Origin of the sequence: Burkholderia singularis (assembly GCF_001718875.1) — a bacterium.
Classification (GTDB): Bacteria; Pseudomonadota; Gammaproteobacteria; order Burkholderiales; family Burkholderiaceae; genus Burkholderia; species Burkholderia singularis.
Genome location: NZ_CP013448.1, coordinates 466,125 through 486,658, shown reverse-complemented (window position 1 = coordinate 486,658; position 20,534 = coordinate 466,125). Strand labels below are relative to the sequence as shown.

The following is a 20,534-nucleotide window of genomic DNA, read 5'->3' as shown; positions in this document are numbered from 1 at the left end:
CGTGGCCTCTGTTCGTCGTGGCATTCGTGGCGTTCAGGCGGCCCGCGCCGCGCCGTGCCCGAGCGCCGGATTGCCCGTGCGGCCGCGCCCCGCGCCCGGTGTGGCGCGCATCGGCCAATACAGCAGATCGGCGGCGATGCGCCGGTAGTCGCGCGCGGCGGCGGCCGACGGAAACGCATCGACGACGGTGCGCGCAAGCGAACGGGCGCGCTCGATCAGCGGATCGGCGGCAACGCACCCGGCATCCGCGAGCGACACCTGCAAATAGCGGCCCGCGACGCCCGCGAGGTTTTCGTAGGCGGCCCGCGCGTCGGCGGCGCTGTGCACGTGGTTGATCAGTACGCGGAATTGCGCAAATGCGTGCGCGTAATGCAGCCGCTTCATCCGCGCGTAAGCTTCGGTGATCGCCGATGCCGATACGCGCGTGACGACGATCACGTCATGCGCGTCGCGCGCGAGCATCGACAGCGCGCCGTCCGCATCGGGCTGCGCGTCGATCAGCACGACGTCGGCGGCGCCGTCGGCGAGCGCATCGCGCTGTGCGCCGCTGTAGCCGTCGCGCGCCAGCCGCGATGCCGCGCAGACCGAAAACCCGAGTTCGTGCCGCACCGGCTCGCCGTCGCGCAACCACGAGCCGCACAGCGTTGCCGCGATCGAGCGGACGTTCGCGCGCTCGTCGACGACGAGCACGTCCTTGCCGAGCGCGGCGAGCGCAGCGGCAAGGTTCGCGACCGCCGACGTGCAGCCGATGCCAGACGGCCCGCCCGTCACCACGACGAGCCGCGCGCCGCGCTGCGCGAGCAGGCGCCGCAGCCCCTCGGCCTGGTCGGCGATCCGCTTATCCAAAGCGGACCTCATGCGGCTCGGCGCCGGCGCGCGCGCTCAACGCGCTCAACATCGCCGGCAGGTCGTCGTCGCCGGGCACGAACGGCGAATCGTCGCGCGGTGCGCAGAATGCGCTCTTCAGCAGGAATTTTTTCGTCGCGACATACAGGTTCTCCGGCACCTTCTGGCCAGTCGATACGTAATGCACCGGCAGCTTGTAGCGGATCACCGTGTCGAGCGCGCCGCCCAGGTTGCTTGCCTCGTCGAGCTTCGTCAGGATGCAGCCGGCGAGATCCGGCGCGGCGGCATCAGGCCGGCCGGCCGCGCGGCGGTAAGCGTGAACGACTTCGTTGAGCGTATCGCCGTGACTCGTCGCGTTGAGCAGCAGCAGGCGCTGCACCGGCGTATCCGCGCCGTGCAGCATCGCGATCTGGTCGGATACCGCGCGGTCGCGCTGGCTCATGCCGATCGTATCGATCAGCACCATGTGCTTGTTGCGCAACTCCGCGAGCGCGAGCTGCAGATCGCCGCCGTCCTTCACCGCATGCACCGGCACGCCGAGAATCCGGCCGAAGATCCGCAGTTGTTCGTGGCCGCCGATCCGGTAGCTGTCGGTCGTCAGCAGGGCGACCTTGCTCGCGCCGAAGCGCATCACGCAACGCGCGGCGAGCTTCGCGGTGGTGGTCGTCTTGCCGACGCCCGTCGGCCCCATCAGCGCGAATACGCCGCCGCGTTCCATCAGCGCATCCTCGCTGTCGAGCACCGGCAGGTTCGCCGCGAGCACCGATTGCGCCCAGTCGGTCGCCGCGTCGAGCGTGCCGAGGCTGCCGCCTTCCGGCAGATGGTCGACGACGGTGCGTGCGAGCTGCGCGGAGAACCCCGCCGCGATGAGCCGCTTGGTCAGCGCGCCGTGCACCGGGCTGCGGCGCTGGCGCTCGTTCCATGCAAGGCCCGCGAACTGTTCGTCCATTCGCTCGCGCAGCGAACCGAGCGCCTGCATCACGGTATCGTTGACGACGCGCTCGAGCCGCGCGTTCACCGCATCCGCGACGCTGAGCGCCGTATCGTGCGGCTCGTGCAGGCCGGCTGGCTTCGATTTCGGCACGGACGCACCGGCCGCGGCCGGCATCCGGCGCGCGACGTTGCGCACGATGTCGCGCGCCCAGACGGGCGGCTCGCCCGCCGACGCAAGCGATTCACGCGACGCGGCGGCGCCTGTCGTCGCTGCGCGCGGGCCTGTGCCCGTGCTGGACGGCTTCTCGTGCTTGGCCAGCTGTTGCGTCAGCCGCTTCGCGTGCTCGACGAGCCACGGTGCCGGTTCGGACGGCGCGGCGGCGGGCGCGGCGGCCGCTGCGGGCGGGGTGTCGGCGACGGCTTGGCCGTCGTTGGCAAGCGAGGCATCGGCGGCCAGTCGGCCACGGACGGCAAATCGCGCGTCGGCAGCAGGCCGTTCGCCGGTTGCAGACCGGCTATCCGCAACGCCGCGGCCATCGGCAACCAATCGGCCATCGGCTGCGAATCGGTCGTCGGCTGCCGAGCACGCATTCGCGACGGGGCTGCCGTCGCTTGTCGCGCCGTCCGCAGCGGCAGACTGGAACGCGTGCGCGCCGATTCCTGCGGCGATGTCGGTTATCGCATCGGCCGACAGGTCGGCGCTCGCGCCGAACACCGATGAAAACACGTCCGGCAGCCCGCCCGTCGCATACGGATTCGAATTCGCCGCGATGCGCGGCGCCGACGCAGCCGCCGCGCCCAGCCCCGGCAGTGCGGCAGCCGAGGCCGACATCGCAAAAGGCGCGGCGCTTCCCGACGCCGCCTGCAATGCCGCCGGCGCGCCGGACACAGGCGCCGGGCCCGCCGTCTGCACGGGCCGCGGCCCCGCCGCGCGCACGCGCGCCTGCTGCTGCGCCTGCGCGCCGCCGTGTGCCTCGTCGCCAGCGGGACGGCGCGCCGAAATTTCCGCGAGTTCGTCGGCGGGCACCGCGACGATCTCGACGCGGCCGTCTTCGAGCGTCTTGTTGGACAACACCGCGGCGTCGGCGCCCATCGCCTCGCGCACGAGGCGCAGCGCATCGCGGCTCGTCGGACCAATGAATTTGCGAATGTTCAAGCGCTACTCCCGATGACGTTCATGACCTTGATCGCGCGCGTGTCCGGCACTTCGGCGTAGGACAGCACCTTCAATTGCGGCAGGCTGCGCCGCAGAAAGCGCGCGAGCATCGCGCGCAGCGCGTGCTGGACCAGCAGCACGGGCGGCAGCCCCATGTTCTGCTGGCGCAGCATCGCGTCCTGCGTGCCAACGAGCAACGTGTGCGCGAGCCCCGGCTCGAGGCCCGGATTCGGGCCGGTCGCGAGCGCCTGCGACAGCACGCGCTCGAGATTGGCGTCGAGCCCCATCACCTGCATCTCGCCCGAGCCTGGATACCATTGCTGCGTGATCGCGCGGCCAAGCGCGAGCCGTACCGCGGCGGTGAGGTCGTAGGGATCGGTGAGGCGGCCGGCCTGCTCGGACAATGCCTCGATGATCGTGCGCATGTCGCGGATCGGCACACCTTCGTCGAGCAGGTTTTGCAGCACTTTTTGCAACGTCGTCAGCGACACCGTCTTCGGCACCAGATCCTCGACGAGCGACGGCGCGTCGCGCCCGGTGCGCTCGATGAGCGCCTGCACTTCCTGCCGGCCAAGCAGCTCGGCCGCGTGCTGGACGACGAGGTGATTCAGGTGCGTGGCGACGACCGTGCTCGCGTCGACGACCGTATAGCCGTACACCTGCGCCTGCTCGCGCAGCGACGTATCGATCCACACGGCAGGCAGGCCGAACGCCGGGTCCTGCGTCGGCGCGCCGGGCAGCGCGGCCGTCACCTGCCCCGGATTGATCGCGAGCCACTGCCCCGGATACGCTTCGCCAACGCCGACCTCGACGCCCTTCAACGCGATCCGGTATGCGTTCGGCCGCAGTTCGAGGTTGTCGCGGATATGGATGACGGGCGGCAAGAAGCCGATTTCCTGAGCGAATTTCTTGCGGATGCTCTTGATGCGCTTGAGCAGCTCGCCGTCGCCATGCTTGTCGACGAGCGGAATCAGCCGGTAACCGACCTCCAGCCCGAGCGGGTCGATCAACGTCACGTCCTCCCAGCTCGCTTCGTGGCTGTCGGCCGGCAGCGCGGCGGGCGGGGCGATGTCGGCGATCGCGCCGGCCGCGCGCTTCGCGGCTTCGCGCCGGGCCATGGTCCGCGCGAGTGCGAGCGCGCCGCCGCCGAGCAGCAGGAATGCGGCATGCGGCATGTTCGGAATCAGCCCCATCAGCACGATGATCGAGCCGGTGATCGCGAGCACGCGCGGGTTGGTGAAAAGTTGCGTCGTGAGTTGCGTGCCGATGTCCTGGTCGGTCGCGACGCGCGACACGATCACGCCCGCCGCGGTCGAGATCACGAGCGACGGAATCTGCGCGACGAGGCCGTCGCCGATCGTCAGCAGCGTGTAGTTCTTGCCCGCCGCCGCGAAGCTCATGTCGTGCTGGGCGATTCCGACGATGAGCCCGCCGATCACGTTGATCGCCATGATGATGAGGCCCGCGATCGCATCGCCGCGCACGAACTTCGACGCGCCGTCCATCGAGCCGTAGAACTCCGCCTCCTGCGCCACCGCCTGACGGCGCTTTTTCGCCTGCTCCTCGTTGACGAGGCCGGCATTCAGATCGGCGTCGATCGCCATCTGCTTGCCGGGCATCGCGTCGAGCGTGAAACGTGCGGACACCTCGGCGATCCGCCCCGCGCCTTTCGTGATCACCATGAAGTTGATGATCATCAGGATCACGAACACGACAATGCCGACCGCGAAGTTGCCGCCGACGAGAAAATGGCCGAACGCCTCGATCACCTGGCCGGCCGCGTCCGGGCCGGTGTGACCCTCGAGCAGCACGATGCGCGTCGACGCGACGTTCAGCGACAGCCTGAGCAGCGTCGAGAACAGCAGCACGCTCGGAAATGCCGCGAAATCGAGCGGTTTCATCGTGTACATGCTGACGAGCAGCACCATCACCGACAGCGCGATATTGAACGTGAACAGCAGATCGAGCAGCAGCGGCGGCAGCGGCAGGATCATCATCGCGAGGATCATGCAGATGAGCACCGGACCCGCGAGCGCGCGCAGGTTCGTACCCGCGAGTAGCTGCGGACGCTTCGAGAGGAAAGTGGCCGGCGTGCTCATGCCGCGCCTGCGGCGTCGCCGTCGCGACGGTTGCGGTTTTCCCGGCCTGCGTGGCTTTCATCGCCGGCCATACGGCGCATGCCGCGCCCATGATCGCCGCCCGCGCCGCCGAGCGCATCTTCGGCCTCCTCGCGCTCGTCTTCGGACGCCACGCGCGCGCCCTTGTCGAGTTCGGCGGGCACGTCGAGATCGACCGGCATCGCGGGCGCCTCGCCGCCTTGTGCATGAAAGCGCTTCAGTTGATACACCCACGCAAGCACTTCCGCGACGGCCGCATAGAGCGCGCCCGGAATCTCGCGTTCGAGTTCGACGTGGTGATAGAGCGCACGCGCGAGCGGCGGCGCTTCGAGCAGCGGCACGCGGTGCTCGGCCGCCAGCTCGCGAATCCGCGCGGCGACGAGATTCACGCCTTTCGCGACCACCTTCGGCGCGCGCATCTCGCCATCCGTGTATTTGAGCGCGACCGCGAAATGCGTCGGGTTCGTGACCACGACGTCGGCCGTCGGCACGTTCGCCATCATCCGGCGGCGCGCCAGCGCGCGCTGCTGCTGACGGATTCGCCCCTTCACATGCGGATCGCCCTCGTTTTCGCGATGCTCGCGCTTCACCTCTTCCTTCGTCATCCGCAACTTTTTGTCGTGCTGCCAAAGTTGGTACGGCACATCGAGGCCCGCGACGACGAGCATCCCCGCAACCGTCATCCCGCAGCACACGGCGACGAGGTGCAGCGCGTCGGCCAGCGCCTGCACGAGCGGCTGCGACACGAGACCGAGCAGATCGTCTTTCGCACGCCAGATCGCGACACCGCCGATCACGCCGACAACGAGCGTTTTCGCGATCGCCATTCCAAGCTGGATCAGGCCGCGCATCGAAAAAATGCGGCCGAGGCCCGCCAGCGGATTCAGCCGTTCGAGCTTCGGCTCGAAGGTCTTCGTCGATATCAGCCAGCCGCCGAGCGCGAGCGGCGCGGCGAGCGCGGCGATGCCCGTCAACGCGAGCACCGGCGCAAGCGCGTACAGCCCTTCGGCGCCCGCGCGGCCGGCATCGGCAAGCATGCGGCTGGTGTCGAACGCGCGGGCGCGGTCGAACGAGAATGCCGCCGCGAGCATCGTGCACAGGTGCGCGCCGATCGGCGCCGCGAGCAGCCACGCGCCGTAAAAGCCCGCCGACAGCAGCGCGAACGACGCCAGCTCGCGCGAACGCGCGACCTGCCCTTCGTCGCGCGCTTTCTCGCGGCGTTTCGGGGTGGCGGCTTCTGTCCGGTCGAGATCGCTGTCCTCTGCCACGCGGGCCTCCATGCGGGCGCGGCGGGCTGCCGCTTGCCAGTGACGACGATTATTCCCGCGCGCGTCAATCGGCGATCGGTCGAGCAAAGCAGGGAAACGGGGGTATTTCTCCGGATCGGGAAAACGGGCGCGGCGGCATGCAATCGACGAAATGTGCCGGCGCTAATCCGGCCGACGGGGCGCCACGCTCGGCGGATCGGTCCGGCAGACCGGCGCTACCGGCATGCATCCCTGGGTGGGCGATCGACGGGGCGTGCGGCGAGAGGGGCGGAGCGCATGCGCGATGGGCGGCGTCCCGCGGATTGCGCGCGGCAAACGCAGGGCGGTATGGGCAACGCCGCGTGATCGGCGAGCCTGTTGGTCTAGAGATGAGGCGCGAGACGGCACGCGTCCGGCGGCATGTTCGGACTACACCCGGCACAACGCAGAGCGATATGAACAACGCTGCGCGTTCGGCGGCCCCGTGTCTGACTACACGAGATGCACACGCCCGGCGGCATGCTCGACGAGCTTGGCGGAGTGAACGGACAGATGGGACGGACCGGTTAAGCCGACGGGTTGGGCGTGCGGGTCAAGCCGGCAGACGAAACAGGCTGGCGGCATGAAACGCCGCTCGCTCAGCGCCGTTGCCGAACACACGGCCGCGCGATAGCGTCCTGGCGCCCGGGCATGCCGCCGCTGGCGGCCGCCCGGCCCGCTCAGCCGCCCGCCGCCCGTTGCAGCGCGGCAAGATCGATTTTCTTCATCTGCATCAGCGCTTGCATCGCGCGCGCCGCGCGTTCGGGATCGGCATCCGCAACGAGCGCCGGCAACTGCTCCGGCACGATCTGCCACGACAGGCCGAAGCGATCCTTGAGCCAGCCGCATTGCTGCGCGCGTGCATCGCCGCCTTCGGACAGCTTGTCCCAGTAGTAATCGATTTCGTCCTGCGTCGCGCAGTTGACGACGAACGACACGGCCGGATTGAACTGAAACACCGGTCCGCCATTGAGCGCGACGAAGTCTTGGCCGTCCAGCTCGAAGGCAACCGTCATCACGGCGCCTTCCTCCTGGTTGGACACCCGCGCGCTGGCTTTGTCATACCGGGCGACGCGCGTGATTCGCGCGTTGTCGAACACGGATATGTAGAACGTCACCGCTTCCTCGGCATTGCGGTCGAACCACAGGAAGGGTGTGATGCGCCGCACGGACGCGGTCATGGCGCTTCTCCTCGTCGAGACAACTTAACGATGATAGGCGCTGGCCGCGCGGATTCCGTGCTGCGCCGCAAAAAGGGCGCGGTCGCGCCCTTTTTGCCGTGAGCGCGAGTCGTCCGCCCGCCGGCGCTACCCGGCGGGCGCGCCAAGTCACGACGCGAACGCGATGAACGGTGCCGCGCCGCCGTTGCTGCGCAGATCCATGCCGAAATACAGCGTCTTGCCGAAGAAATGCGGCAGGCCGAAGTCGAGTGTCTGCGCCCCGCCGAACGGCCCGCCGAGATTCGCGATCGCGTAGGTGCTCGCGCCGAACAGCGCGTTCGCGTTATCGATCAAGATCGGCAACGACGCTTGCGCGCCATTCAGTCCGGTGACGGTCGCCGTAATCGCCGTCAGCCTCGACGGGCAATAGAACGACACGTTGTTGCTGCAAGTCGGCAACGAGACGGCGGCGCTGCTGGTGGTGTCGAAGAAGTATGCATTCGAGCCCGAATCGAAGAACACCGTGCTGACCATGCGTCCGAGCAGCGTGCCCGTCAGGTCGCCCGACGTCGTCGACGTGAACACCGCCGCGTTGGACGGCAGCGCATTGTTCGCCTGCGTATTGATGCCGAACGTCAGCGTGCCGGAGGCGACGCCGTTTGCGGGCGTGGTGAACGCGACGCTCACACCGTTGTTGTCGGTCGCGAAGCGCGGCACCGGATTGGCGACCTGCTGCGACAGCGGCACCGCCGCAGGCTGGCAGCTCGAATTGCCGCCCGCGCACTCGTAGTAATTGCTGTAGAGCGGCGAAGCCGCGCAGTTCGCGCCGCAGTCGTAAGGCGCGGGCCCGATCCCGAGAATACCGTTCGCGCCGAGATCCGCGACCGTGTTGGACGACGGGTTGCCGTTCGAACACGAGTTCGGCACGCCGGCCGAACCAAGATCGCCGATGATTTGGATCGGCAAACCGCTTGCCTGCTCGCCGGCGATCTTCACGTCGGCGGTGCGCACCGTGCCCCACGTGTAGCTCGTCACGAACTGGCCGCACTCCGCGAGCGCGCCGCCATTGCTGCCGGCGGACACGGGCAGGCTGCCGAGCACGCCCGTGGCGGCCGAGCCGATGAGCCGCAGCCCGTATGACGCGGTGTCGACGAGCACGTTGTCGATCGTCTGGCAAGCCGACGTGCCGGGCGCGCAAACGGTCACGCTGACGGTTGGCATGTTGACGACGTTCGCCACGCCCCTACCGACGGTGATTGCCGCCTGATTCGATGCGAGCGGCGTGCCGCCGCCTGCCGAGCCGCCGCCCGTCGGGTTGGTCGCGCCGCCGTTCGAACCGGACGAACCGCTCGAGCCGGACGAACCCGACGAATTAGACGAGCCGCTCGACGCCGACGTATTCGAGTTGCCGCTATCGCCGCCGCCGCACCCGGCAACGAGCACGGCCGTGGCCGCCGCGATGCCGAACGCGCCGAGCCAGCGAGTCAGAATGTGATTGAAGCGCAAGATTCGTCCTCCGTCGCGATCATTGGATGTCGTTGGCGGAGAAACCCGCCGGCAACGACTGCGGCAGCCAAGCTTGGCCGGAGAACGCACCCATGTGGCCGCCCGTGTGGACGACGAGCCCGCTCGTTTCGATCGTGGCCGGCGCGCGCGGCCCGCGCGCGTCGCGCGACGCCTTCACGCCCGCCTGGTACTGCGGGAAATAGCTGCCGAGCAGATCGGAGAGGTTCGGCACGACGGGCCCGCGCCACGACAGCGCGAACACGGTGCCCGCCGTCGACACGTACTCGCGCACGACCGTGCCCGAGCCGAACGTGGTTTCCCGCACCGCGTAGCCGGCCTGAGCCGACGCCGCCGCCGAGCCTCCCGCCGCGCGGGTACTGCGCTGCAACGTGTGCACTTTCGCGGCCGAGTCGGCAGCGGGCGGCGTGATCGGCGCGCCGCCGAGCGCCGCATGAGCGGGCAATGCTGCAACGAGCCATGCGCCCGTGAAACCGGCCGCTATCGCGGCGAGCCGGCTTGATCGATTCAATCTCAACAATCTGCCTCTCCTCACATCCAGATCTTCGTCGTGAGCGCACGGCACGGTGGCCCGCGTCCGCCGCCTCGGCCATTATCGACAATTGAAATGAAAATAAAAGTTCGCAAGACCCCACGAACGAGGAGAGTAGTATGCCTGCCAATCGGGGCCGAATTCTACCGGCAGCAATCTCGATAATTGTTTTTTATTACGAACCGATACCGCCGGCCCTCCGGTCAAAAACCGAGGCTCGCGAGCAAATCGTCAACTTGCGCCTGGTCTTGAACGACGTCCGTCTTGCCTTCCGGGTTGATCTGCGGGCCGTTCAGCAGCGAATCCGGCGTCCCCGGCGCGCCCGCCTGTTCGGCGGCAAGCGCGGCTGCCGTCGCGGCAAACTGCTCTCGCCGCTGCGGCGCGATGTTCTCGACCAGCACGCTCAGCAATTGCTGCTCGATCAAGTAGACCATCTCCATGATCTTCTTGATGACCTGACCGGTCAGATCCTGGAAGTCCTGCGCGAGCATGATCTCGAGGAGTTGCGCGTTGGTCGCGCCGGTCGCCTGCGGCAGCGCGCGCAGGAAGGCGCGGGTGTCGTCCATCAGGACGCGCACTTCCGCGCGCTCGATCGGCGTCTCGTACCACCTCGCCCAGCGCGCATCGAGCGCCGCCGCTTCCTCCTGCAGACGCGCCTGCACCGGTTTCGCGATCTCGATCGCGGTGAGCACCCGCTCGGCCGCCTGCTCGGTCATCGCGACGACGTAGCGCAGCCGGTCGCGCGCGTCGGGCACCGCTTCCGCCGCCTGCGCGACGTGCTTGTCGAGTCCAAGCTCGCGCATCGAATCGCGCAGGGTGCGCGTCACCTGGCCGACGCGCGCGAGGATGCGGTCGCTCGCCAGATCAGCCGCCTCAATCGAGCCGGTGGATCCGGCCGCTTCTGTCATGTCGGCCGGCTGGCCGTGCGCACCGCCGACGGCGGGCGCCGCATGGGTCGGCTCGTTCACGTCAGCTCCCCGCCTTCGCCAGCTTTTCCAGGATCTTGTTGAGCTTCTCGTCGAGCGTCGCCGCGGTGAACGGCTTCACGACGTAGCCGCTCGCGCCCGCCTGCGCGGCCGCAATGATGTTCTCCTTCTTCGATTCGGCCGTCACCATCAGCACCGGCAGATGCGCGAGCGACGCATCCGCGCGAATCTCCTTGAGCATCGCGAGGCCGTCGAGATTCGGCATGTTCCAATCGGAGATCACGAAGTCGTAGCCGCCGCCGCGCAGCCGCGCGAGGCCGGCCAAGCCGTCCTCCGCCTCGTCGACGTTCGAATAGCCCAATTCTTTCAGCAGGTTGCGCACGATTCGACGCATCGTCGGAAAATCGTCCACCACCAGTATCTTCATGCTCTTGTCCATCTTCCGTTCCTTTCCAGATTCGAATTCCGTGACCGGGGTTTTGCCGTGATGCCGGTCACGCCGCCGCAGGCTCCGCCGGATCGGCGCGCCGCCCGGCGCGCTCGCGCTACACGCGCTGCACGCGCTCGCCCATCGACGCGAGGCGCGCCATGATGCGCCGGCTCAGATCGGCAAGCGGCGAGATGTCGTCGACGCCGCCCGCCGCAATCGCCTCGCGCGGCATCCCGAATACGACGCAGCTCGCCTCGTCCTGAGCGAACGTGTACGCGCCCGCCTTCCTCATCTCGGCAAGCCCGGCCGCGCCGTCGCGCCCCATTCCGGTCAGAATCACGCCGAGCGCGTTCTTGCCCGCGTGCTGCGCGGCCGAGCGGAACAGCACATCGACCGACGGCCGGTGGCGGTTGACGGGCGGCTCGTCGGACAAGTGCGCGATATAGTTCGCGCCGCTTCGCGCGAGCAGCAGGTGCGCGTGACCGGGCGCGATGTACGCATGCCCCGGCAGCACGCGCTCGCCGTGCTCCGCCTCCTTCACCGAAATCCGGCACAGCCCGTTCAGACGCTGCGCGAACGAGCGCGTGAAGCCGGGCGGCATGTGCTGCGCGATCAGCACCGCGGGCGCGTCGGGCGGCAGCGGCGTGAGTACTTCGCGGATCGCCTCGGTGCCGCCCGTCGACGCGCCGACGATGATCAGCTTCTCGGTACTGACGAGCGGGTTGTTCACGAGCGGCGCGCCGCCGGCGGGCTGCCCGGCCGAGGCCGCCGCCTGGGCCGGGCGCGTGTGTTGCCGAACGCGCGCGCGCGACGCCGCGCGTACCTTGTCGGCGAGCTTTTCCGCGTAATCGAGCATCCCGTCGCGAATGCCGACGCGCGGCTTCGTGACGAAATCCACCGCGCCCAGCTCGAGCGCGCGCAGCGTGATCTCCGAGCCGCGCTCGGTCAGCGACGACACCATGACGACCGGCATCGGCCGCAACCGCATCAGCTTCTCGAGGAAATCGAGCCCGTCCATGCGCGGCATTTCGACATCGAGCGTCAGCACGTCCGGGTTGTGCTGCTTGATCAACTCGCGCGCGACCAGCGGATCGGGCGCGGTCGCACACACCTCCATGTCCGGCTGGCCATTGATGATCTCGGTCATCAGGCTGCGGATCAGCGCCGAATCGTCGACGCACAGCACTCGGATTTTCTTTTGCACAGTGTTCAAGCCTCCTGCTTTCCCGTGACGGACTGCGGCGCAGCCCGTGTACCGAACCTTTCCATGCGCGCTGGCGCGGCCGGGTGCGGCGCGCCCGCGCCGAACAGCTCGACGCGCGCGCGCGGACCGCCGCCGTCGCGCGCGCCGCGCGCCGCGGCCGTCTCGCGGGCAAGCAGCGCCGCTTCGCGTTCGGTCACCGCGGGCATCTGCACGCGCAGCTTCTTCACCATCGCCTGGCCGGTATACGGCATGAACGCGACCTTGCGCGGATGCACGCCCTGCAGATCCTCGGCACTCAGGCGGATGCGTTCGAGCGCGAGATAACGGCGCACGAAATCGGCGTTGCGATCGCCGATGTTGATCGTCGTCATGCCGGCAAGCACCGCCGCGCCGCCGAACACCTTCGCCTCGAAGCGCTCGCGGCGCCCGCCCGCCTTGATCAGCTCGTTGATCAGCACTTCCATCGCGTAGGCCCCATAGCGCATCGATTCGGATGCGGCCGCGCCCGGGTCCGCGCCGTCGTCCGGCAGCATGAAATGATTCATCCCGCCGATCCGCGCGACGGGATCGTGCAGGCACGCGGCAACACACGATCCGAGCACGGTTACGAGCACCATGTCTTCATTGGTCGTATAGAACTCGTTCGGCAGCAGCTTCACGCCGCGCCGGCGAAAGTGCGTATCGAAATAGAGATTGGCCGCGATCGGCAGCGCGCTCATCGTGGCGCTTCCCCGCTCGGCGCCGCGCCCCGTGCAAGTTCGTAGACCGTCTGGCCGCGCAACTGAAACGCCCGCGTGACATACGAGAAGTTCTCCGAATGGCCGGCGAATAGCAGGCCGCCCGGCTTCATCAGCGGCTCGAAGCGCGCGAGCACTTGCGCTTGTGTCGGCTTGTCGAAGTAAATCATCACGTTGCGGCAAAAGATTGCGTCGAACGGTTTCGAGAAACCGTAGTCGGCATCCGTCAGGTTGAGCTGCGCGAAGCGAATCATCGCGCGCAACTCCGGGCGCACTTTCACGCGCCCGGCCTGTGCGCCCGTTCCCTTCAGAAAGAAGCGCTTGAGCCGCTCCGGCGACAAATGCCTGACCTGCTCGAACGCATAGACACCCGCTTGCGCCTTCGCGAGCACTTGCGTGTCGAGATCCGTCGCGATCACGCTTGCCGAGCGTGCGGCATGCTCGCCCAGCGCCTCGACGAGTGTCATCGCGATTGAATACGGCTCCTCGCCCGTCGACGCCGCCGAGCACCACACCGATACCGGCGGCTCGCGGCGCTTGACGAACTCCGCGAGGATCGGAAAGTGATGCGCCTCGCGAAAAAACGCGGTCAGATTGGTGGTCAGCGCATTCGTGAAAGCTTCCCATTCGGCCGGATCATCATCGCGCTCGAGCAGTTCCAGATAGTCACAAAAGCGGGTCAGCCCGCGCGCGCGCAAACGCCGTGCGAGCCGGCTGTACGCCATATCGCGCTTATGCTCGGACAGCGAGATGCCGGCGACCCGATGGATCAGCGTGCGGATCTTTGCGAAATCGGCCGACGTAAACGAGAAATCCCGCGCGGCGTCGCCCGGCAGCGCGAGCGGTTCGGGCGCATCAGGCACGTCGGAGCGAAGAGCGGCACGGGCGGACGTCATGTCGGATCAGAAATCAAAAGGTTTCCCAATCGTCATCCGAGGAGGACGCGGCGAACGCCGGCTGCGACTCGTTCGACAATACGGGACGCTTGAGCGCAAACGCCGATGCGGTTTCGGCCGGCTGAGCCGCGCTCGCCCGTTGCGGCGCACGCGCGGCCGATGCCGGTTTCGCGAGCTTGGGGGCATAAGCCGGCGCGGGCGACGCGGGCTTCGGTGCGGCCTCGCTCGTCTTCGCGAAAGCCGCCCGGGCGGCTGCGCCGGCATGGACGGCTTCGGACGCGGAGCGAGCCGGCGAACCGGCGGCGCTCATCGCGGCTGCCGTTGAAGCCGATGATCCGGGCTGCGCGGCACGCGCGGACGTAGGCATCGCTTGCGATGCCGCGAGCGCCGCCGTCGCGGACGATACGGCCGCCGCGGCGGAAACGGACGCCGCATGCGGCGCGCCCTCCGCTGTTGAAACCAACGGCGGGCGCGGCCCGGCCGCAGCCCGCGTGCCGGCCGCACCCGTCCTGTCGGCCAGGAACGGCTCGCCTGCCGCTCCGCGCGCCCGCGCGGCGTTCTCGCCAAGCGCGCCGGTTGAGCCGGACACGATCGCGCCGTCGATGTGCCACCCCGCGACCACCTGCTTCAATTGCCGCGTTTGCTCTTCGAGCGATGCGGCGGCGGCCGCCGCCTGTTCGACGAGCGCCGCATTTTGCTGCGTGACGGCGTCCATCTGGCTCACCGCGCGCGTGACCTGGACGATGCCCGTCGATTGCTCTTCGGACGCCGCACTGATCTCGCCCATGATGTCGGTCACGCGCCGCACGGCCTGCACGATCTCGGCCATCGTCGCGCCCGCGCGCTCGACAAGCGCCGAGCCGCTTTGCACCTTGATCGCCGAATCGCCAATCAGTTGCTTGATCTCCTTCGCCGCGCCCGCACTGCGCTGCGCGAGCGAGCGCACCTCGCCCGCGACCACCGCGAAGCCGCGCCCCTGCTCGCCCGCGCGCGCCGCCTCGACGGCCGCGTTGAGCGCGAGAATGTTGGTCTGAAACGCGATTCCTTCGATCGTGCCGATGATATCGGCGACCTTCGTCGAACTCGCCGCGATATCCTGCATCGTCACCACGACCTGACCGACGACCTCGCCGCCTTGCGTCGCGATATCGGACGCATTCACCGCGAGCTGGCTCGCCTGCCGGGCGTTTTCCGCGTTCTGGCGCACCGTGCCCGTCAACTGTTCCATGCTCGACGCCGTTTCCTGCAGCGATGCCGCCTGTGATTCCGTGCGCTGCGACAGATCCGCGTTGCCGCTCGCGATTTCGTGCGCGCCGGCATCGATCGCCACCACGCCGCGATGCACGGCCGTCACCATTTGCGAAACTGCCGCTCGCATCCGGCCAATGCCTTCGAACAGCCGGCCGATTTCGTTGGTGCCATGCGCGCGCTCGACCGGCGCGAGATCGCCTGTCGCGATACGCTCGAACTGCGCGGCCGCGGCAGCGAGCGGCTCGACGATCAGCCCGCGCAGCGCGAACCGGGTGCCGATCACGATCGCGAACGCGAGCGCGATGCCCGCGGCAATCAGCGTGGTCATCAGCGAAATGCGCGCCTGCGTCGCGCCGAAGCGGCCTTCCGCGCGGCTCGCGTGGGCGGCCGCCACGGCCGACGCCGCGTTGCCGTAAGCGACGAACATCGGGCTGATCTTCGTCTCGGCGATCGCGCGGTACGCCGCCAAATCGCCGGCGCGCGCGGCCGCGAATTCGGGCTCGACGCCATCCTTCACGAGCGCGGCGTAGCGTGCGGCAAGCTCGTCGGTAAGCGCCGGATCGATGCCGTCCTTCGACGCGGCCAGATACGTCTGCCAATGCTGCGCCGATTTCGCGTACAGCTCCTGCGCGCGCGCGAGCACCTTCTGCGCTTCGTCGACGTTGCCCGATTCGGTCAGCGCCTTGAAGCGATCGAGCGACACCCGCGCGCGCAGCAAATACGACGACGCCTCGTCGAGCGTATGGATCGTCGGCAGATCGCCGTGCGCGATCGCATCGAGCGAGCCACTCGCCTGGCGCAGCGCGTAAAGCCCGAGCCCGCCGACCAGCGCGGCCACGAGCACCATCATGGTTCCGATCGCCGTCAGCGTCGTGCGGATCGACCAGTTGTCCAGCATCGTCAGCTCCCTTGTAGTTCCATTGCGGCCGCCGCGCACCGGCGCGGCTCGCGCGCTCGCGCCCGTGCAAACCGGCCGGCACAGTTGCGCGGACTCACGCGCCGAGCGTCTCGATGAGCGCCATCTCCTTGCTCGTCATCAGTTTCTCGATATCCATCAGGATCAGCATCCGGCCGTCGACCGTGCCGAGGCCCGTCAGGTATTCCGTCGTCAGCACGCCGCCGAACTCCGGCGCCGGCATGATCTGCTCGGAGGCGAGCGTAAGCACGTCGGATACGCCGTCGACCACCATCCCGACGACGCGATGCGCAACGTTCAGGATGATCACGACCGTCTGATGGTCGTAATCGACGCGGCCGAGATGGAACTTGATCCGCATGTCGACGATCGGCACGATGATTCCGCGCAGATTGATCACGCCCTTGATGAAATCGGGCGCGTTCGCGATCCGCGTCACGCTGTCGTAGCCGCGGATTTCCTGCACTTTCAGGATGTCGATGCCGTATTCCTCGTCACCGAGCGTGAATACGAGGAACTCTTGTCCCGTCGCGTCGCCCGCTTCGGTGTCGCGGCGGTTGGCGGCCGCGCTCGCGGCGGCCGGATGAGTCGTTTGGACTTCGGACACGTTAGCCCCCAGGTCGATGAATCACGTAATGATTGGCGTCGGTCACGACGCGGCGAGCACTGCGCCCGGATGCACGCCGTGCGTCGTGCGGGTCTCGCGGTTGAGCGCCGCGACATCGACGATCAGCGCGACGCTGCCGTCGCCGAGTATGGTCGCGGCGGAAATGCCGTACACCTTCCGGTAGTTGGTTTCGAGATTCTTGACGACCACCTGCTGCTGACCGACCAGTTCGTCGATCAGCATCGCAAAGCGCCGGCCCTCCGTCTGCATGATCGTGACGATGCCCTGCGTCGGATCGGTGCGCGCATCGGCCACCGAGAACACCTCATGCAGCGCGATGAGCGGCAGATATTCGCCGCGCACGCGGACCACGCGCTCGCCATTGCCGATCGTGTAGATATCGTCGGCGCAAGGCTGCAGCGATTCCATCACGAAGTTCAGCGGCAGAATGAAAATCTCGCTGCCGACCTTCACCGACATTCCGTCGAGAATCGCGAGCGTGAGCGGCAGTACGATCCGCGTGGTCGTGCCGCGGCCGGCCACCGAGGCGATCTCGACGTGCCCGCCCATCGATTGGATATTGCGCTTGACGACGTCCATGCCGACGCCGCGTCCCGAAACATCGGTCACGACTTCGGCCGTCGAGAAGCCCGGCGCGAAGATCAGGTTCCACACTTCCTCGTCGCTGATGTTCTCGGGGATTTGCATGCCCTGCTTGTGCGCCTTCGCGAGAATCCTGTCGCGATTGAGCCCCGCGCCGTCATCACTGACTTCGATCACGATGTTGCCGCCGTGATGCGCGGCAGACAGCACGAGCTGGCCGACCGGGTCCTTGCCCGCCGCGCGGCGCTTGTCGACCGTCTCGACGCCGTGATCGAGGCTGTTGCGCACGAGGTGCGTGAGCGGATCGATGATCCGCTCGATCAGGCTCTTGTCGAGTTCGGTCGCCTGCCCGAACGTGACCAGCTCCACCTGCTTGCCGAGCTTGCCGGCGAGATCGCGGACAAGCCGCGGGAAGCGGCTGAACACGTAGTCCATCGGCATCATCCGGATCGACATCACCGCTTCTTGCAAATCGCGCGCGTTGCGCTCGAGCTGCGCCATTCCGTTGAACAGGCGGTCGTGCAGCGTCGGATCGAACGTGCTGGCGGTTTCGGCGAGCATCGCCTGCGTGATCACCAGCTCGCCGACGAGATTGATGAGCTGATCGACCTTCTCGACGCCGACTCGAATCGAGCTGCCTTCCGCGCTTGCGGCGGCGGGGCGCGGCTTGCGGTCGTCGGCGTGATGGACGGCGGCTGCGGTGGGAACCGGCGCGGCGCCGGAGGGGGGACTCGATGCGAGGGCAGCCGGTTCGGACGGGACCTGCGGCGCTGAAGGCGTGGCGTCACGGCCGGCCGGCGCCGATGCTGCCGCGAGCTGTGCGGCGGGCTGCGCAGCAGGCGCCGCAGCGGGTTCCGGTATTGCGGGTGAGTCTGCCGATGCCGAGGTCGATGCCTGCGTCGGCGTCGGCGTCGGCGCGAAGCCGGCTGCATGCGCGTGCAATGCCGGCTGCCCGGCGGCACCGGCATCAGTACCGGCACCGGCATCGGATCGGGCGGCCGCTTCGGCATCCGCGCCGGCTGGCGCGATGCCGCGTCCGATGGCGATCTGGCTTTCGTCGATCACGAAACAGCACACGGCGACGATGTCGTCCGACGGCACGTCGGTTTCGAGCCAAAGCGTCAGCGCGTCACCCGAGCGCGTGCGCCCGGCGATTCGGCCGAGGTTGCCCAGCTCCTCGGTCAGCAGCGCCTGGTCCTTGTCTCCGACGCCCGTCAGCACGATCCTCAAATGCGGGCCCTCTGCGGCATCGGCATCCGTATTCGCGCCCGGCGCCGGATGAGCCGCATCGACTGCCTGTTCGACGACATGCTCCGGCGTATCGAACGCGCGCGCGGCCGGCGCGGCGGCCGCGCCGCCTGCGGCCGAAGCCGCCTCGGAGGCGCCGGCAGGCGCGCGAGCCGCACCGGCGCCATCCGCCGACGCCTTCAGCCGCTCCAGCTTCGCGCAGATCGCGGCAGCCGCGGCCGCATCGGGCTCGGCGCTCGCGCGATAGTCGGCAAGCTGGTCGGACAGCACGTCCTTCGTTTCGAGAAACGCATCGACCATCTCCTTGGTCAGCGTCAGCTCATGGTTGCGCGCGCGATCGAGCAACGATTCGAGGATGTGCGTCGTCTCGGTGAGCGCCGTGAAGCCGAATGTCGCGGCACCGCCCTTGATCGAATGCGCGGCGCGAAAAATCGCGGCCAGATCCTCGGGATCGGGCGCGGCGACGTTCAAATTCAGCAGCAACTGCTCCATCTGTGCGAGCAGCTCGTCGGCTTCATCGAAGAACGTCTGATAGAACTGTGTGATATCGAGGGTCATGCCGTTTCACCGCGTAAAAACGTCGTGTTCGTCATGCATGGCTCGGACCTGCGGCAAGCGTCGCCACCAGCTCGAGCAGCGCATCGGGATCGAGCGGTTTTTCGATCCAGCCAGTCGCGCCCGCGGCGCGCGCGGCATCCTTGAACGCATTACCGTTCTCGGTCGTGAGCACGAGGATCGGCGTCGCTTCGTAGGCGCGGCGGGCCCGCAAGGCGGCGATGACTTCCAGGCCGTTCTTGCTCGGCATGTAGTGATCGGTCAGTACGAGATCGAATGTCTCGTGCGCTGCGGCGTCGAGGCCTTCGTCGCCGTCCGCGGCAACCGTCACGTCGTATCCCGCATCGCCAAGCGTTGCGCGCAGCAGCGTGCGCATCGTCGCGGAATCGTCGATGGCGAGAATGGATCGGATCATGTCGCTTCTCCTATGCGTCACGGTTTTTGCGCGCTGCCGGCGGCGGCAAATGGAGTGGCCGCGCCCGATGCGCGAGCCGCCACGGACGCGCGGATGATTGCCGATGTGCCGCCCGCGCTGACCGCGCCCGCCTGGCTTGCCGCGCCGCCCGCCGCCATGCCGCCGGATGCGCCGTGCGCGCCGGACACCCCCGCGCCCGATATGCCGGATGGGCCCGCCGCCGCCTCCGGCGCGGCGATCTGCTGCGCGACGCGCGCCGAGCCGGCCGCGTCGGACGATAGCGTCGTCGTTGTCGTGTCGTCGCGCATCAGCGCCTCTTCCGAACGCCGGTTCAACACGATGATGCTGATCCGTCGATTCTCCGGATCGAGCGGATCGGCCTTGTTCAGATTCTGCGTCGATGCGAGACCGAGCACGCGCAACACCTTGGCCTCGTCCATGCCGCCCGCGACGAGTTCGCGCCGCGACGCGTTCGCGCGATCGGCGGACAACTCCCAATTGCTGTAGCCTTTGTCGCCGCCCGCATAAGGAACGGCGTCGGTATGCCCCTGAACGACGATCCGGTTCGGCACGTCGTTCAGCGTCTTGCCGATCTCGCGCAGGATGTCGCGCATATACGGTTCGACCGCATCGCTCGACATCGCGAACATCGGCCGTTTTTGCGAATCGACGATCTCGATGCGCAGCCCCATCAGCGTCGAATCGATGCGGATCTGCTGTTTGAACTGGCGCAGCGTCGGGTTCGCCTCGATCGCAGCCATCAGTTTGATTTGCAGATCGTGCAGCCGCACCTGCTCGCGGCGCTCGAGCGAGCCCTGCGCGTGCGCGCGCGATTCGTCGTCATCGCGCCGGACGACACGCTCGGCGAGATTCGTCGCACCGTCGGTGCGGCGCGTCGCGCCGGCGTCGATGCTCGACAGATCGCGGCCGCCGCCCTTGATGATGCTCGAATCGTCGGCACTGCGGTCTCCGCCGAAGAGCGCGGCCTTCAGCGGCGTGTTGAAGTATTCGGCGATGCCCTTCAACTGCACCGGTGTCGCCGCGGACAGCAGCCACATCAACAGGAAAAACGCCATCATCGCGGTCATGAAATCCGCGTATGCGAGCTTCCAGGCGCCGCCGTGATGCCCTTTCCTCTGCGGGCTCACCCGCTTGACGATAACCGCCTGATCCTTGCCCTTGCTCATTGCCC

General features: G+C 67.9%; 16 protein-coding genes and 1 pseudogene. All 17 read right to left on the bottom strand.

Features of this window, described 5'->3' with window-relative positions:
* Window positions 1–33: 33 nt before the first annotated feature.
* The gene (locus tag AQ611_RS02210; RefSeq protein ID WP_069233620.1) at window positions 34–846 is read right to left on the bottom strand and encodes a MinD/ParA family ATP-binding protein; all 813 of its coding nucleotides are present in this window, start codon (window positions 844–846) and stop codon (window positions 34–36) included.
* Window positions 839–2,935, bottom strand: a complete 2,097-nt coding sequence (flhF, locus tag AQ611_RS25300) for a flagellar biosynthesis GTPase FlhF (protein WP_102720118.1) — start codon at window positions 2,933–2,935, stop codon at window positions 839–841. The genes AQ611_RS02210 and flhF overlap by 8 nt, the downstream gene beginning before the upstream one ends.
* Window positions 2,932–5,034 carry a flagellar biosynthesis protein FlhA gene (gene flhA, locus AQ611_RS02200; protein WP_069233619.1) on the bottom strand — a complete coding sequence of 701 codons (2,103 nt, stop codon included), beginning with the start codon at window positions 5,032–5,034 and terminating at the stop codon, window positions 2,932–2,934. The genes flhF and flhA overlap by 4 nt, the downstream gene beginning before the upstream one ends.
* The gene (gene flhB / locus AQ611_RS02195; RefSeq protein ID WP_180978124.1) at window positions 5,031–6,320 is read right to left on the bottom strand and encodes a flagellar biosynthesis protein FlhB; all 1,290 of its coding nucleotides are present in this window, start codon (window positions 6,318–6,320) and stop codon (window positions 5,031–5,033) included. Before flhB ends, flhA begins: the two co-directional genes overlap by 4 nt.
* 698 nt (window positions 6,321–7,018) lie before the next feature.
* On the bottom strand, window positions 7,019–7,519 hold the full coding sequence (locus AQ611_RS02190; RefSeq protein ID WP_069233618.1) for a VOC family protein: 501 nt from the start codon (window positions 7,517–7,519) through the stop codon (window positions 7,019–7,021).
* A gap of 147 nt (window positions 7,520–7,666) precedes the next feature.
* A complete protein-coding gene (locus tag AQ611_RS02185) occupies window positions 7,667–9,004 on the bottom strand; it encodes a DUF3443 domain-containing protein (RefSeq protein WP_069233617.1) in 1,338 nt (445 codons plus the stop codon).
* A gap of 19 nt (window positions 9,005–9,023) precedes the next feature.
* A complete protein-coding gene (locus AQ611_RS02180; RefSeq protein ID WP_069235098.1) occupies window positions 9,024–9,539 on the bottom strand; it encodes a DUF2844 domain-containing protein in 516 nt (171 codons plus the stop codon).
* A 218-nt stretch (window positions 9,540–9,757) separates the two neighbouring features.
* Entirely contained in the window at window positions 9,758–10,462 is a 705-nt protein-coding gene (gene cheZ / locus AQ611_RS02175) for a protein phosphatase CheZ (protein ID WP_069235097.1), read from the bottom strand.
* 61 nt (window positions 10,463–10,523) lie between these two features.
* A complete protein-coding gene (cheY, locus tag AQ611_RS02170; RefSeq protein WP_059516180.1) occupies window positions 10,524–10,919 on the bottom strand; it encodes a chemotaxis response regulator CheY in 396 nt (131 codons plus the stop codon).
* A 106-nt stretch (window positions 10,920–11,025) separates the two neighbouring features.
* Complete coding sequence (locus AQ611_RS02165; RefSeq protein WP_176704073.1) at window positions 11,026–12,114, bottom strand: protein-glutamate methylesterase/protein-glutamine glutaminase; 1,089 nt, start codon at window positions 12,112–12,114, stop codon at window positions 11,026–11,028.
* 5 nt (window positions 12,115–12,119) lie between these two features.
* Window positions 12,120–12,833 carry a chemoreceptor glutamine deamidase CheD gene (gene cheD, locus AQ611_RS02160; protein ID WP_069233616.1) on the bottom strand — a complete coding sequence of 238 codons (714 nt, stop codon included), beginning with the start codon at window positions 12,831–12,833 and terminating at the stop codon, window positions 12,120–12,122.
* Window positions 12,830–13,747: a CheR family methyltransferase gene (locus tag AQ611_RS02155; RefSeq protein ID WP_069233615.1), complete on the bottom strand. Its 918-nt coding sequence runs from the start codon at window positions 13,745–13,747 to the stop codon at window positions 12,830–12,832. The genes cheD and AQ611_RS02155 overlap by 4 nt, the downstream gene beginning before the upstream one ends.
* 541 nt (window positions 13,748–14,288) lie before the next feature.
* Window positions 14,289–15,896, bottom strand: a pseudogene (locus AQ611_RS02150) (methyl-accepting chemotaxis protein); the annotation flags it as partial.
* 94 nt (window positions 15,897–15,990) lie between these two features.
* Window positions 15,991–16,521 carry a chemotaxis protein CheW gene (gene cheW / locus AQ611_RS02145; protein WP_059516173.1) on the bottom strand — a complete coding sequence of 177 codons (531 nt, stop codon included), beginning with the start codon at window positions 16,519–16,521 and terminating at the stop codon, window positions 15,991–15,993.
* A gap of 42 nt (window positions 16,522–16,563) precedes the next feature.
* Window positions 16,564–18,930 (bottom strand): chemotaxis protein CheA, encoded by a 2,367-nt coding sequence (gene cheA, locus AQ611_RS02140; RefSeq protein WP_069233613.1) that lies wholly within the window; start codon window positions 18,928–18,930, stop codon window positions 16,564–16,566.
* Between the two features lie 31 nt (window positions 18,931–18,961).
* Entirely contained in the window at window positions 18,962–19,342 is a 381-nt protein-coding gene (locus AQ611_RS02135) for a response regulator (protein ID WP_059516169.1), read from the bottom strand.
* Window positions 19,343–19,359: 17 nt separating this feature from the next.
* On the bottom strand, window positions 19,360–20,529 hold the full coding sequence (motB, locus tag AQ611_RS02130) for a flagellar motor protein MotB (protein WP_083237205.1): 1,170 nt from the start codon (window positions 20,527–20,529) through the stop codon (window positions 19,360–19,362).
* Window positions 20,530–20,534: the final 5 nt, after the last annotated feature.

Bases quoted from the DNA above. Each gene is read 5' to 3' on its own strand.
- motB (WP_083237205.1), bottom strand. From the start codon at position 20,529: ATGAGCAAGGGCAAGGATCAGGCGGTTATCGTCAAGCGGGTGAGCCCG.
- cheD (WP_069233616.1), bottom strand. From the start codon at position 12,833: ATGAGCGCGCTGCCGATCGCGGCCAATCTCTATTTCGATACGCACTTT.
- cheA (WP_069233613.1), bottom strand. From the start codon at position 18,930: ATGACCCTCGATATCACACAGTTCTATCAGACGTTCTTCGATGAAGCC.
- flhA (WP_069233619.1), bottom strand. From the start codon at position 5,034: ATGAGCACGCCGGCCACTTTCCTCTCGAAGCGTCCGCAGCTACTCGCG.
- AQ611_RS02155 (WP_069233615.1), bottom strand. From the start codon at position 13,747: ATGACGTCCGCCCGTGCCGCTCTTCGCTCCGACGTGCCTGATGCGCCC.
- AQ611_RS02135 (WP_059516169.1), bottom strand. From the start codon at position 19,342: ATGATCCGATCCATTCTCGCCATCGACGATTCCGCGACGATGCGCACG.
- cheY (WP_059516180.1), bottom strand. From the start codon at position 10,919: ATGGACAAGAGCATGAAGATACTGGTGGTGGACGATTTTCCGACGATG.
- AQ611_RS02190 (WP_069233618.1), bottom strand. From the start codon at position 7,519: ATGACCGCGTCCGTGCGGCGCATCACACCCTTCCTGTGGTTCGACCGC.
- cheZ (WP_069235097.1), bottom strand. From the start codon at position 10,462: ATGACAGAAGCGGCCGGATCCACCGGCTCGATTGAGGCGGCTGATCTG.